The sequence below is a fragment of the Halorubellus amylolyticus genome (assembly GCF_034808145.1).
GTDB lineage: Archaea > Halobacteriota > Halobacteria > Halobacteriales > Natrialbaceae > Halorubellus.
In genome coordinates this window covers 82,303-95,457 of the sequence record NZ_JAXHGM010000001.1, presented here as the reverse complement: position 1 = coordinate 95,457, position 13,155 = coordinate 82,303, and the positions used below count along the sequence as shown (strand labels likewise).

The window sequence follows — 13,155 nt, the reverse complement described above, 5'->3', positions numbered from 1 at the left end:
CCACGGGACCCACTCCGTCGTCACGGGACGCACCCCGTCGTCACGGGGGCGCCGCCAGCGAGCCAGGGGTCGTGAGTGGTCGCGTCACAGGGCTGCGTGACACAACGCATTTACCTGCCGACTCGTGACTGTATGTCGAATGACGACCGACGTCGCCGACGGCACGCAACCGCGAGATGACGGCCTGCGATGGCTGCTCGCGGAATACGGGCCGCTCGCGGTCGCCGTCGGGTTCGCGCTCCTCGCCGCCGCCGGCGTCGCGCTGTTCCTCGTCGGCGACGAGTCCCTCGCACGGGCGTACCTCGACCGATACGGGATGGTCGCGCTGTTCGCCATCCTCGTCCTCGAAGGCGCGATGCTCCTGTACTTCGCGCCGAGCGAGGCGCTCGTACCCGCGAGCATCCAGTTGCTCGCCGCGAGCACCGGCGACCTCCGGACCATCGCGGCCCTCGTCCTCGTCGCCGCCGCCGGCGCGACCGTCGGCCAGTACGCGCTGTTCACGCTCGCGAAGCGCACCGGTCGCGACTGGCTCCTGGAGCGGACGTGGTTCCGCGTGAGCGAGAGCCGGCTCGCGCGCTTCGAAGGCTGGTTCGACCGCTGGGGGCGCGCCGCCGTCCTCCTCTCGAACGCGCTGCTGTTCACGCGCGGGATGCTCACCGTCCCCGCTGGCTTCGCGGACATGGACGACGTCGAGTTCGTCGCGCTCTCCGCGGTCGGGAGCGTCCTGTTCCAGACGTGGCTCGCGCTCGCGTGGCTCGGCGTCCTCGAACTCGGCGCCCTCTGACCCCCGTCACGGACCCGCACACACCCACAAGGGCTTTTCTCGCGGCGTCGAATCGTCGTCGTATGCCCGGCGCACGCTTCCTGGAGACCGACCGGTTGACGCTGCGGACGATAGAGGAGGAGGACGTGGACTTCGTCCACGAGCACAAGAACCCACCCGCCGTGCATCAATCGTACATCTGGCCGTACCCGGAGAACCGCGACGACGTCGAGACGTACCTCTTCGAGGACGACGACGGCACCGGCCTCCTCGTCTGCCGCGAGGACGACGACGGCGACCCGGAGCCCGTGGGGGAGGTCGGGCTGCACGTCGACGACCGGACGCGCGAGGCCGAGATCGGCGTCTGGGTCGCGCAGCCGTACTGGGGCGAGGGGTACGGGACCGAGGCCTGCGAGCGGTTCGTCGACTACGCGTTCGACGAGCGGAACGTCCACCGGATGATGGCGAAGCACATCGAGGGGAACGACGGCTCGAAGCGCATCTGGGAGAAGCTCGGGTTCGAGCACGAGGGCGTCCACCGCGAGAGCGAGTTCATGGACGGCGAGTACCGCGACATGCACGTCTACGGCGTCCTCGCCGACGAGTGGCGCGACCGGCGCGACTGACCGCGGGACGCACTCTCACGCCGCCCCAACGCCTTTTGTGGCGTCACAGGAACCGGGGAGTATGCCTGGTGCAGCCTTCCTCCGTGGCGACCGCGTCTCCCTCCACACCGTCGAAGAGGACGACCTCGAACTCCTGAACGAGAACGTGAACGACCCGCGGGTTCGGCGGCCGCTGACGTCGGCGACGCCGACGACGATGCACGGCACCGAGGAGTTCTACGAGGAGGTCGTCAGCGACGACGACTCGGTGAACCTCCTCATCTGCGTCGAGGGCGACGACGATGAGCCCGAGGCGGTCGGGGACATCGCCCTCTTCAAGATCCACGAGCGGACGCGCTGGGGCGAGGTCGCCATCGCCGTCCATCCCGACCACTGGGGCGAGGGGTACGGGACCGAGGCGAGCCGGCTGCTCGTCGCGTACGCGTTCGACGAGCGGAACCTCCACCGGGTGCAGGCGCGCGTGATGGCGACGAACGACGCCTCCCGGCGGGTTTGGGAGAAGCTCGGGTTCGAGCGGGAGGGACGGCTCCGCGAGAACCAGTTCGTCGACGGCGAGTACGTCGACACGCTCTACTTCGGGTTGTTGGAGTCCGACTGGCGGGAGCGCGAGAGCTGACCTGGTGGCTCCGGTCGACGGTCGCGCGTGGAACCACCTGGTGACCGGGTGTCGAGAACGTGGCCACCAGGTGTCACACTAAGTATATCGCCTCGGCCGTCGTATCAGTGTTCATGGTCAAGAAGTTCACACTCCTGGAGCTGCACCTCGACGACGCCCGATTCAGCAACGCCGTCGGTTCGACGCCGGAGGCGGCCGCGGAGCTGCTCGACGACACGGACGAAGACATAGACGGCGACGTGGACGTCGAGATGGAGATGGACGATGTCGACGGTTCGAGTCGGTCTATCGGCCGCACGCTCGGACGCGCGGCGTTCCTCGTCGTGCTCGCGGTCGGTATCCGGACCATCGCACGCCGCATGCTCTCCGACGACGTCGAGGGCGTCGAGGACGTCGTCCGCGAGGACTCGGACTCGGTCGCGGTCGACCTCGACGAGAGCGTCGAGGCCTGAACTCACGCGAAAACATACGGTAGCCTATATTTTCCGGTCGTATGTCTACCTCTAGTGGCCGCTTTGTGACCACTACGTCCGGTTCGTAGCCGTATAAGAACCATACTATAACCATGTTATTTCTTACACATCTGCCGTATTTATTACGTCGCGTGCGGTAATTGGTACCGAGCCACATTATGGCAACCGAAGACGTCAACACCGACACGTCCACCACCGAGCACAGCACAGAGACCGTCCAGCAACCCACCAGCACCGGCCTCGACTCGAACGTCGCCGGCGCACTCGCGTACCTGTTCGGCGCCCTCACCGGCATCGTCTTCTACGTCCTCGAACCCGAGGACGAGTTCGTCCGGTTCCACGCCGCACAGAGCATCGTCGTCTCCGTCGGCTTCTTCGTCCTCGCCATCGCCACCACCATCGTCACGACCGTCCTCAGCGTCCTCGGCGGGGCCGGGACCACCGCCACTCTCGCCTTCGGGCTCGTCTCCCTCGTCATCAGCCTGCTCTGGCTGCTCGTCGCACTCGCCGGGTTCGGCCTCTGGCTGTTCCTCATGCTCCGCGCGTACCAGGGCAAGAGGACGCGCATCCCCATCGCGGCCGGCATCGCCGACCGCATCGCCTGATTCCCCGACTCCACCCGAACCCATCGCTCTCCACCTCCATCGACTCCAGAGAACAGCGACCGCACCATGGCCACTCCGAGACACCAGACCGTCGGTCACGCTGGACGACCGACGCCCACGGACCGCCATCCAGACGACCGGAACGACCGACCGCCCTCAGACCTCGATCTGAGCGTCGACGTCGAGTGCCTCGACGATGAGTTCCGCGACGTCGACGACCTCGATGTCGTCCTCGAACCCGCCGGTCTTCCGCCCGTCCTCGTACATCGTCATGCACATCGGGCACGCCACGACGAACTTCTCGACCGCACTCCCGGCGTCCGTGTCCTCCAGGGCTTCGCGGAGGCGTTCCTCGCTCGGCTTCGTCTCCTCCTCGACCTCCATCCACAGCCCACCGCCGCCGCCACCGCAGCAGAACGAGTCCGCGCGGTTCCGGGGCATCTCGTGGAGCTCGCAGCCCGTCGCCTGCACGAGCTCGCGGGGCGCCTCGTACTCGTCGTTGTACCGGCCGAGGTGACACGGGTCGTGGTACGTGACCGTGTAATCCAGTTCCGTGCCGGAGAGCCCGAGCGCGTTCCGCTCGACGAGCTCCTCGACGACCTGCGTCCAGTGGCGGACGTCGATCTCGCCGTCCGCGTTCCACTGCCCTTCGAACTCGAAGGGCATCATCGGGTCGTCCGCGAACTCCTCGAAGTCGACCTCCGGGTACTCGTTCTTGAACGTGTTGTAGCTGTGCGGGTCCGTGCAGACGAGCTTCTCGAACTCGCAGTCCTCGAACGACTCGACGTGATGCCCGGCGAGTTCGACGTACAGGAACTCCTCGCCGACCCTGCGGATGTCGTTCCCGTCGTACTTCTCGTCGTCGAACAGGATACCGAAGGAGACGTCTGCCTCCTGGAGGATGGTCGCGAGCGACCGCGCGACCTTCTTGTTCCGGTCGTCGTAGCTCGGGTAGTCGCCGACGTACCAGAGGTACTCGACCTCCTCCTCGCGGGCATCGGTGACCTCGAAGTCGAGGGGGTCCGCCCAGTCCGCGCGCTTCCGCTGCGGGTCACCGAACGTGTTCCCCTTCTGCATGACGTTCTGGAAGACGTCCTGGAGGTTCGAGTCGATCTCGCCCGCGTCCGTGAGCTCGCGGTTCATCCGCGTGAACGACTTCAGGTGCTCGATCTCGACGGGACAGGCGTCCATGCACGCCATGCAGGACATGCAGGACTCCATCGTCTCCGCCTGGATGACCGAGGAGCCGCCGTCGGCGACGATGGCCTTCTCGTCGCCGCCGGCGTCGAGGTTCTCCCGGTACTGCTTGAGGTCGAGGATGACGTCGCGCGGGTCGAGGTTCCGGCCGCTCGCGTTCGCCGGACACACCGACGAGCAGCGGCCGCACTTCGTGCACGCGTCCTGGTCGAGGATCTCCTTCCAGCTGAAGGAGTCGATGCTCTCCGCGCCCGTGTCCGCGTCGAGGTCCGCCGGGACGCCGGGGAGGCGCTTGCCGGCCTTCTCGTCGCGCGTGACGACGTTCGCGAAGCTCGAGATCATGTGGAACGGCTTCGCGTACGGGATGGCGGCGACGAACACGAGCGCGACGACGGCGTGAGTCCACCACGTGAGCGGGTAGACGGCGGTCGCCATCGACTCGGTCACCCCCGCTGCCGCGAGGACGTCGGCGACGAACCAGCCGACGAAGCTCACGTTCTCGAAGTCCGGGAAGCCCGTGCCGAGGATGCGGACGCCCTCGGTGAGGTAGCCGCCGACGCCGAGGTAGAACAGCGTCCACACGAAGAGGTCGTCCTCGGCGCTCGTGTGCTTCCCCCAGAGGCGGCCGTTCCGTTCGACGTACCGCCGGTAGATGGCCATGCCGACGCCGACGACGAACAGGAGCCCCATCGCGTCCATCACGAGCGAGTACGCGAGGTAGAAGTCGCCGACGAAGAACGACGCCTCGTTGCTCAGGACGTACTTCGTGAACTTCTGGTAGCCGTCCATGTCCACCGCGAGGATGCCCGTCCCGATGGTGAGCGTGAGGAACCCCCAGAGGATGAACGTGTGCATCACGCCGGCGTAGAGGTCCCTGTCGAACTGTTTCTCGTTCGAGGCGACGATCTTCGTCGCCTCGAGGACGCGACGGCCGAGGTCGTTGGTGCGCTCGAACCAGTCCTCGTCGCCTTGCGCGTAGCGCGCGAAGCGACCGTAGACGCCGTAGCAGAAGACGACGATGGCGACGGCGGCGAGGTAGTAGAAGACGACCTCGCCGACGTGACTGATCTGCCAGAACGTCGGGCGGGTCGTCTCTTGGGCGAGCGGTACCAGCGGAACTGTCATAGTCTATCACCCGGGCGATTCGGGCTTAAATCTTGCCACACTCGGTCGGTGGACCGCTCCCGTCTTGCGAGAATCCTCCCGGAGTTGAGGGTTTCTACGTCGGAGTGGGCTGCCTTCGTGCGATTCACCCCCGGGTCGACGCTTGGTCGTGACCTCCGGAGGACCAGCGACGGACTTCCGAGAGCGGCGGTGCCCGTCGTGCGTCGTAGCCGATGGTTGTCAGCCGAACCGGTGGGTAGACGGACTGCTGTCCGCCGAACCGGTGCGTAGACGGATGTTACCGGGCTCGAAAGGTGTGGTACGTTTATGTACCGCGAGCGGTTGAGTGCTCGGTGATGGACCGCAAGACCGAGGAACTGCGTGACATCTTCATGGACGTCGCCGGTGACGACACCGTCACCGAGTCCCAGGAGGAGTCCCGTGGCTCCCTCACAGACCGCCCAGACGTCGACGCCGCCCTCCACGACGTCGTCGAGACCCTCCGGGACCGCTACGGGTTCGGGACCGACCTCGACGACGACGCGCTCGTCGAACTCGTCCAGCTCGTCTACGACGGCGCGGACGACGACGCCATCGCCGGCGAGCTCGACGCCGACGTCGACGCGTTCGAGGTGTTCGTCGCCCGCACGGACTGTCACCTCGTCGACGACGACGACCTCCCCGCCGAAGGCGACGCGGCCGTCGACGACGACCGCGACCCCGTCGCCGTCCTCCGTGACGCCCGCGAGGACGGCCTGGACGCCGTCGAGACCGCGTTCGACGTGGACGAGCGCACCGCGCGCAGGTACGTGCTCGCGCTCGACGCGAGAGAGCGCTCGCGCGCCGCGAACGACCGGTACCGGGACGCGTTCGACGACGTCCTCACGGACGCCGCGCTCTCCACGGACCTCGACGCCGCTCGCGAGGACGGCCTCGACGAGGCGACCGAGGGGATGGAGGTCGACGTCGACTTCTAGCCGCGCGCCGTCCCGCGACCGGTCCCGCACCGTCCGACGACCACGCTCCACGACCGCGCCCGCCTCGCCCGACGACCACCCCCGCGCTCTTTTGTGCGATGGGGCGCGAACGTCGGCGTGCTCGCGTTCAGCGACCTCCGGACCGCCGCGTACTGCCCGCGACAGCTCTGGTACGCCCGCCAGCGCGACGACCGGTCGCCGCCGGCGCACGTCGACGCCGTCCGTGCGCTCGCCACGCGGTACGACGACGCGCTCGCCGACCCGCGTCCGTCCGACGACGACACCTCGGGTAGCGTGGACGAGTCTCTCCTGAAGGTCCCGGTCGAGCGGTGGCGCGAGCGCGTCCGCGGCGTCCGCAAGCGCGAACCGCGGTTCCCGGACCTCTGCGAGCCAGCCGGGACCGAGGTGTTCCTCTCGGGGCGCGAGTGCCACGGCGTCGCGTCGAAGGTCCTGCCGGACCCGCCGCTCCCGTCGCTCGTCTCCACGGGGCGTCCGCCCGAGCAGGGCGTCTGGGAGCCCCACGCGGTGTGGGCGGTCGCCGCGGCGAAGGCGCTCGCGTGGGAGCGCGAGCGTCGGGTCGACGAGGCGATCGTCGAGTATCCCGCGTACGGCGTGGTGCGCCGCGTCCGCCTCACGACGCGGAAGAAGGCGGCGTACCGGGAGGCGATTCGAACGGTCCGAGAGCTCGACGCACCGCCCGCGCGCCTCGACGGCGACGACGCGTCGAAGTGCGGACCCTGCGACTACGCCGACGAGTGCGGCGTTCGCACCGGCACGCTCCGGTCGCGGCTCACCGGACGCTGAGCGGCTGGTACTCGGGTCGGGTCAGCACGGCGAGACGTTCGTGCCGCCGAGCCGTCGGACGGCGTCCTCGGTCACGAGGTACGTGGCGTCGGTCGCGACGTCGGCCTCCTCGTCGTCGGTCGCGTACGAGACCGGGTGCGTGACGTCGACGTGGACGCCGTCGGCGGTCCGGTTCACGACCGTCGCCTCCTCCTCGATGCCGACGAACGAGGTGGGACTCCAGCTCTCGACGCAGGGCGCGTCCTCGAACCGGTCGGTGATGTACGCCTCCTCGGCGTCGAGCGCCCGCTCCGTGGCCGCGTCGTTCGAGACGCCGCCGGCGGTCAGGCACCCGGCGGTCGCGAGGACGACCACGAGACAGCAGGCGATGCGAGTTCGTCGACGCATTGTCGGAATCGTCGACCGCGCCCCGTGAATATCTTCTCCCGAGGCGGGGGAGTCAGTGCTCGTCGAGCCAGGCTTCGATTGCGCCAGCGAGCGCCCCGCGACGGTGGATTTCCCCGGTCGCGGGGTCGACGACGGTGCTCTCGCTGCCGTCGGTGCGGCCACCGTCGAGGACGGTATCGACTGCTGCCAGAAAGTCGGGGTCGAGGTCGTCGGGGTGGCGGACGCTCGGGTGCCCCGAGCGGTTCGCGCTCGTCGCGGTGACGGGCGTGCCGGCGGCCGCGTAGAGGTCGAGCGCGAGGTCGTGCGCGGGAACGCGGACGCCGACGCGCTCGCCGCCGGCGACGAGGACGTCCGGGACGTGGTCGGCGCGCTCGCAGAGGACGGTGACGGGGCCGGGGAGGAACGCCTGCATGAACGCCATCGTGTGGTCGTCGGCGTGCACGTGCTCGCGGGCGGCGGCGACGTTCGGCACGCCGAGCGAGAGCGGTTTCGAGCGGTCCCGGCCCTTCGCGTCGAACGCGCGCTCGACGGCGTCGGCGTTCAGCGCGTCGGCGCCGAGGCCGTACACGGTCTCGGTCGGATACACGACGAGGTCGCCGGCGGCGATGGCGGCCGCGGCGGCAGTCACCTCGTCGTCGCGTGCAGCTGTCGAGTCGTCTCCGCGTGACATCACTACGAGGTACGGCGGGCGAACGCAAGAATCCGCTGGTTCTCGCCCCGGCGAGTGGTCGCGGTGACGCTCGCGTCGCCCCGGAACTGAAAGAGTGAACTGCGTTCGCGTCCACGGACGAACGAATGGACGTCGGCTTCGACGAGCGGACGCTCGTCCTGAACCACGTGTTCTTCGCCGGGTGGACGATCCTGTACCTTCCCGCCAGCGACCCGCTCGCGGTGCTCGACGGGGGCGTCGGACTCGGACGGAGCGCGGTGTTCGCCCTGTGGGCCGTCGCGGGCCTCGCCCTGCTCGCAATCGACTGTCTCGTCGCGTCCCGCCTGCTCGCGGGCGACTGAGCGCTTCGAGATGCGACCGGGAGCGTGTCCGGTGGCGCCTCGCGTGACGCGACCGGTCGCTCAGGCGTCGTCGAGCGCGTCCGCGACGTCGTCGTACGGCGGGAAGTCCGGCCACTCGCCCGCGGTCCAGGCGTACTCGACGGTGCGTTCGGCGTCGAGGAGGAACACGCTCGGTCGCGGTTCGGTGACGCCCGTCATCCCGTCGAGGTCGTGGACGACGCCGTACGCCTCCGCGACGCCGTTCTGCGGGTCGCTGAATATCGGGTAGTCGATCTCGCGGTCGCGGATGGTCTCGGTCGTGTCGTAGGGGTCGCTTATCGTGACGCCCACGACGGAGACGTCGTGGTCGGTCTCCCAGTCGCGCTCGCGGAGCTCGTTCCACGTGTACGTCGCCGGGAACGCGCCGTTCATCGTCGTGAACACGAGCAGCACTGGGCCGTCGTCGAGCAGCGAGTCGAGGCTGCGGTCCTCCCAGTACTCGTCGTTGACGAGCGGTCGCGTGAAGTCGGGGGCGGTGTCGCCGACCTCGGGGTGGTCGGCGTCGGGGAGTGAGACGACATCGAAGTCGAGGTCGACCATCAGGCGTCACCTCCGTCCGCCGCAGGGGACTCGGCGTCGGCGGTCGACCCGCCGTCGGTCGCCACGTCCTCGCCGCCGTCGGTCGCGCGCTCGTCGCCGTACGTCGCGTGCAGGTACTCGACGATGTTCGCGGACTCGCTCATCGTCACGCCCGTCGACTCGTCGACGATGGCGGGCGCGGTGCGACTGCCGCTGACGCGCTGGAGGACGTTCCGCCGCGAGTGCAGCGGTTCGACGAACCGCGAGCGATAGTCGAGGTCGTACTCGTCGAGCACGCGGACGACGCGCTCGCAGAACGGGCACGCCTGCAGTCGATAGAGCGTTATCGGTGCGTTCTCGGTCATACGCGTACTCGGTCGTCGCGAGACTAAGGGGCTTGGGACGCGGCAGGCACGCGCCGACGGTCGGAGACGTCGAGGGCCGTGTCACCGACAAGAAAAGAGTTAATCCACCGGGACCCGAAGCTTCGGAGTTGAATGGGTTCATCGCTTAGTGTCGTATCTGCGTTGCTAGCCGCGTATACCGTTCCGTTCGTCGGCATCGAGGTCTCCGAGACCACCGTCGCGGTGCTCGGAAGCGCCACGATCGGGGTGCTCATCGTGCTCTCGGCGTTCTTCTCGTCTTCCGAGATCGCGATGTTCTCGCTCGCCGCGCACCGCATCGACGCGCTCGTCGAGGACGGACGGTACGGGGCGGAGACCGTCAAGGAACTGAAGGACGATCCGCACCGGCTCCTGGTGACGATCCTCGTCGGGAACAACATCGTGAACATCGCGATGTCCTCGATTGCGACGGGTCTGTTCGGAATCTACATGACGCAGGGACAGGCAGTCCTCGCCGCGACGTTCGGCATCACGGCGCTCGTGCTCCTGTTCGGGGAGAGCGCGCCGAAGTCCTACGCGGTCGAGAACACCGAGTCGTGGGCGCTACGCATCGCGAAACCGCTGAAGTTCTCGGAGTACCTGCTGTTGCCGCTGATCGTCCTGTTCGACTACCTCACCCGCGTCGTGAACAAGATAACGGGCGGGCGGTCGGCGATCGAGACGAGCTACGTCACGCGCGACGAGATACAGGACATGATCGAGACCGGGGAGCGCGAGGGCGTCATCGAGGAGGACGAGCGCGAGATGCTCCAGCGCATCTTCCGGTTCAACAACACCATCTCGAAGGAGGTGATGACCCCGCGCCTCGACATGGACGCGATCTCGAAGGAGGCCCCCATCGAGGAAGCGATCCAGCAGTGTATCCACGGCGGGCACGCACGCCTCCCCGTCTACGAGGGGAGTCTCGACAACATCATCGGCGTCGTCCACATCCGCGACCTCGTCCGCGACCTGAACTACGGCGAGAACGGCGACCTGGAGCTCGGCGACATCATCCAGCCGACGCTGCACGTCCCCGAGTCCAAGAACGCGGACGAGCTGATGGCGGAGATGCGCGAGAACCGCATGCACATGGTCATCGTCATCGACGAGTTCGGCACGACCGAGGGCCTGGTGACGATGGAGGACATGATCGAGGAGATCGTCGGCGAGATCCTCGAAGGCGAGGAGGAGGAACCCATCGAGCAGGTGAGCGAGGACGAGGTCCTCGTGAAGGGCGAGGTGAACATCGAGGAGGTCAACGAGTTCCTCGACATCGAGCTGCCGGAGGGCGAGGAGTTCGAGACCATCGCGGGGTTCATCTTCAATCGCTCCGGGCGCCTCGTCGAGGAGGGCGAGGTCATGGAGTACGGGCGCGTCCGCATCACCGTCGAGCAGGTCGAGAACACGCGCATCATGAAGGCGCGACTGACGCTCCTCCCCGAGGAGGAGGCCGACGACGAACCGGACGCGGACGCGGACGTCGAACCCGGCGAAGTGCCGACGGAGTGACTCGCACGCGGAACCCACGCTCGGTCGTGACGCGGGGACCGGTCAGACGAGGAGTGCGTCGACGGCCCAGAACCCGCCGTAGGCGACGACGAAGGAGAGGGCGAGCGAGCCGATCCACGCGGCGACGGTCTTCAGCATCTTCTCGCGGCTGACGCCGCTGGAGCCGGCGGCGTACCCGCTGCCGACGATGGTGGAGACGATGATCTCGTTGAACGAGACGGGGACGCCGAGGAAGATGGCGACCTGCGCGATGGAGAACGCGGGGATGAGGGCGGCGATGGAGCGGCGTGGGCCGAGCGACGAGTAGTCCTGACTGAGTGCCTTTATCATCCGGGGGGCGCCCGTCCACGAGCCGACGAGGAGGCCGAGGCCGCCGGCGAGCAGGAGGGCGACGAGGGGAACGACGACGGCCTGGCCTTCCCCGACGAGGGGCGTGAGCGGGCCGATGGCGAGGCCGACCTGGCTGCCGCCCGCGGAGAACGCGACGAGCCCGCCGAGCGCGACGAGGAAGTGCCGCTGGCCGGCGGCCTCGTCGCTCCGGAGGTCGAGTGCGAGGAGTCCGGCGACCGCGAGCGCGATGGCGGCGGTGACCGCGACGACGCCCGTCGTGGAGACGACGCCGAGCGCGGCCGCGGCGGCGGCCGCGATGGAGCGCGTCTCGCCACTGGGGCCGAGGAGCGTGAACCCGACGTTCGCGACGATCGCGCCGACGATCGCGGCGAGGACGGGGACGACGGCGCGCTCGGAGACGGCCTCGGCGCGAAGCAATCGGGCGGTGACGTACGCGACGAACCCGCCGACGAACGGGATGGAGACCCAGACGGCGACGAGTTCCTGGTACTTCGCGACGGCGGGGTCGCCGCCCATCGCGAGGCCGACGCCGACGACCGCGCCCGTGACGGTGAACGCGGTCGCGATCGGGTAGCCCGTGTAGACGCCGAGCGCGACGAGGGCGGCGGCGACGAGCAACCCGACGGTCGCGGCTTCGGCGGACAGCGCGGTGTTCAGGACGAGTTCGCTGCCGACGGCTTCGGTGACGTTCGCGCCCTGGAGGACGGCGCCGGCGAAGCCGAGGATGCCGACGACGAACCCGGCGCGCATCACGCCGATGGCGTTCGCGCCGACCGCGGGCGCGAACGGCGTGGAGCCCGACGAGCCCGCGCCGATGGTCCACGCCATGAACAGACTGGCGAGTCCGGCGATCGCGAGCGTGCCGAGCGTCCCGGCGTCCACCATTTCGTATAGCTTCGAGTGTGGGACGGTACAAGTAGGCGTCGTCTCCGGCAGCGAGGTCGTCGAGCCGACGGGAGGCGGGCGGCCGCGGTCAGCGCTCGCTGGCGTCGTGGACGATGGAGAAGAGGACGTCGTCGCCGTCGACGCTGACGGGCGTGGTGTAGACGTCGACGGCGCGGACCTCGCCGTCGGCGAGTTCGTGCTCGAACTCGAAGTGGTTCTCGTCGCCGGCGTCCGCGGCCACGCGGCGTTCGGCGACCTCGTCGGCCGGGAGGGCGTTGATGTCGTCGACGTCGAGGCCGGTGAACGCGTCGGCGTCGTACCCGTAGAACTCGCAGGCGGCGTGGTTCGCGCGCTCGATGCGGCCGGTGTCGGGGTCGACGAGCAGCATCGGGGAGGCGTGGCGCTCGAAGATCGCTTCGAAGCGGTCGGCGCGCTCGCGGAGTTCGCGCTGCGCGCGGTACTCGGAGACGGCGCGCTCGACGCGGTTCGCGAGCAGCGTCCAGGCGTCCGTGCCGCCCTTCTGGACGTAGTCGCTGACGCCCGCGGAGATGGCGGTGCTCGCCACCGCCTCGCTCCCTTTCCCCGTGAAGAGGACGAACGGGACGTCGGGGTCGCGCTCGCGGACGCGCTCGAGGAAGTCGAGGCCGTCGCACGCCGGCATGTCGTAGTCGCAGACGACGCACTCGACGTCGTCGAGCGCGTCGAGTGCCGCGTCGGGGTCGGCGTACGTGCGCACGTCCAGTCCCTTGCGTTCGAGGAACCGTTCGGCGAGGTCGAGGAACGCCTCGTCGTCGTCGAGGTGCGCGACGGTCGGCTGCGCGACCATACGCGGTCAAGTCGTCGTTCGAACAAAGAACTTCGGGCGAGAGACGCCGGGTCGCGGGGCGCCGCGTGGACCCTGGA

16 protein-coding genes are annotated in these 13,155 nt (G+C 68.5%); 9 read left to right on the top strand and 7 right to left on the bottom strand.

What is annotated here, in order from left to right; genetic code table 11:
- Positions 1 to 139 precede the first annotated feature (139 nt).
- The 5 genes from SM754_RS00500 (at position 140) to SM754_RS00480 (ending at position 3,083) form a co-directional block, all read left to right on the top strand.
- Entirely contained in the window at positions 140 to 784 is a 645-nt protein-coding gene (locus tag SM754_RS00500) for a DedA family protein (RefSeq protein WP_323674260.1), read from the top strand.
- A 62-nt stretch (positions 785 to 846) separates the two neighbouring features.
- Entirely contained in the window at positions 847 to 1,389 is a 543-nt protein-coding gene (locus SM754_RS00495) for a GNAT family N-acetyltransferase (RefSeq protein WP_323674259.1), read from the top strand.
- Between the two features lie 61 nt (positions 1,390 to 1,450).
- Complete coding sequence (locus SM754_RS00490; protein WP_323674258.1) at positions 1,451 to 2,005, top strand: GNAT family N-acetyltransferase; 555 nt, start codon at positions 1,451 to 1,453, stop codon at positions 2,003 to 2,005.
- Positions 2,006 to 2,118: 113 nt separating this feature from the next.
- On the top strand, positions 2,119 to 2,457 hold the full coding sequence (locus SM754_RS00485) for a hypothetical protein (RefSeq protein ID WP_323674257.1): 339 nt from the start codon (positions 2,119 to 2,121) through the stop codon (positions 2,455 to 2,457).
- A gap of 179 nt (positions 2,458 to 2,636) precedes the next feature.
- Complete coding sequence (locus SM754_RS00480) at positions 2,637 to 3,083, top strand: DUF4870 domain-containing protein (protein ID WP_323674256.1); 447 nt, start codon at positions 2,637 to 2,639, stop codon at positions 3,081 to 3,083.
- Positions 3,084 to 3,239: 156 nt separating this feature from the next.
- On the opposite strand, the gene SM754_RS00475 is transcribed toward SM754_RS00480, so the two are convergent.
- Positions 3,240 to 5,405 (bottom strand): (Fe-S)-binding protein, encoded by a 2,166-nt coding sequence (locus SM754_RS00475; RefSeq protein ID WP_323674255.1) that lies wholly within the window; start codon positions 5,403 to 5,405, stop codon positions 3,240 to 3,242.
- A 335-nt stretch (positions 5,406 to 5,740) separates the two neighbouring features.
- Here SM754_RS00475 and SM754_RS00470 point away from each other — a divergent pair, with 335 nt between their 5' ends.
- Both SM754_RS00470 and SM754_RS00465 read left to right on the top strand, forming a co-directional pair.
- Positions 5,741 to 6,361, top strand: coding sequence for a conditioned medium-induced protein 4 (locus SM754_RS00470; protein ID WP_323674254.1), 621 nt, complete (start codon positions 5,741 to 5,743; stop codon positions 6,359 to 6,361).
- A 93-nt stretch (positions 6,362 to 6,454) separates the two neighbouring features.
- Positions 6,455 to 7,165: a CRISPR-associated protein Cas4 gene (locus SM754_RS00465; RefSeq protein WP_323674253.1), complete on the top strand. Its 711-nt coding sequence runs from the start codon at positions 6,455 to 6,457 to the stop codon at positions 7,163 to 7,165.
- A gap of 21 nt (positions 7,166 to 7,186) precedes the next feature.
- Here the strand turns inward: SM754_RS00465 and SM754_RS00460 are convergent, their stop codons facing one another.
- On the bottom strand, positions 7,187 to 7,552 hold the full coding sequence (locus SM754_RS00460; protein WP_323674252.1) for a hypothetical protein: 366 nt from the start codon (positions 7,550 to 7,552) through the stop codon (positions 7,187 to 7,189).
- 52 nt (positions 7,553 to 7,604) lie between these two features.
- Positions 7,605 to 8,222 (bottom strand): L-threonylcarbamoyladenylate synthase, encoded by a 618-nt coding sequence (locus SM754_RS00455; RefSeq protein WP_323674251.1) that lies wholly within the window; start codon positions 8,220 to 8,222, stop codon positions 7,605 to 7,607.
- A 125-nt stretch (positions 8,223 to 8,347) separates the two neighbouring features.
- On the opposite strand from SM754_RS00455, the gene SM754_RS00450 reads away from it, so the two are divergent.
- Positions 8,348 to 8,563, top strand: coding sequence for a hypothetical protein (locus tag SM754_RS00450; protein ID WP_323674250.1), 216 nt, complete (start codon positions 8,348 to 8,350; stop codon positions 8,561 to 8,563).
- Between the two features lie 60 nt (positions 8,564 to 8,623).
- Here the strand turns inward: SM754_RS00450 and SM754_RS00445 are convergent, their stop codons facing one another.
- Positions 8,624 to 9,142, bottom strand: coding sequence for a peroxiredoxin family protein (locus tag SM754_RS00445; RefSeq protein ID WP_323674249.1), 519 nt, complete (start codon positions 9,140 to 9,142; stop codon positions 8,624 to 8,626).
- Complete coding sequence (locus tag SM754_RS00440) at positions 9,142 to 9,486, bottom strand: glutathione S-transferase N-terminal domain-containing protein (RefSeq protein WP_501993720.1); 345 nt, start codon at positions 9,484 to 9,486, stop codon at positions 9,142 to 9,144. Before SM754_RS00440 ends, SM754_RS00445 begins: the two co-directional genes overlap by 1 nt.
- A gap of 132 nt (positions 9,487 to 9,618) precedes the next feature.
- Here SM754_RS00440 and SM754_RS00435 point away from each other — a divergent pair, with 132 nt between their 5' ends.
- Positions 9,619 to 11,016, top strand: coding sequence for a hemolysin family protein (locus tag SM754_RS00435; RefSeq protein ID WP_323674248.1), 1,398 nt, complete (start codon positions 9,619 to 9,621; stop codon positions 11,014 to 11,016).
- Positions 11,017 to 11,058: 42 nt separating this feature from the next.
- Here the strand turns inward: SM754_RS00435 and SM754_RS00430 are convergent, their stop codons facing one another.
- Positions 11,059 to 12,252 (bottom strand): inorganic phosphate transporter, encoded by a 1,194-nt coding sequence (locus SM754_RS00430; protein WP_323674247.1) that lies wholly within the window; start codon positions 12,250 to 12,252, stop codon positions 11,059 to 11,061.
- Between the two features lie 88 nt (positions 12,253 to 12,340).
- Entirely contained in the window at positions 12,341 to 13,078 is a 738-nt protein-coding gene (locus SM754_RS00425; protein WP_323674246.1) for a response regulator, read from the bottom strand.
- Positions 13,079 to 13,155: the final 77 nt, after the last annotated feature.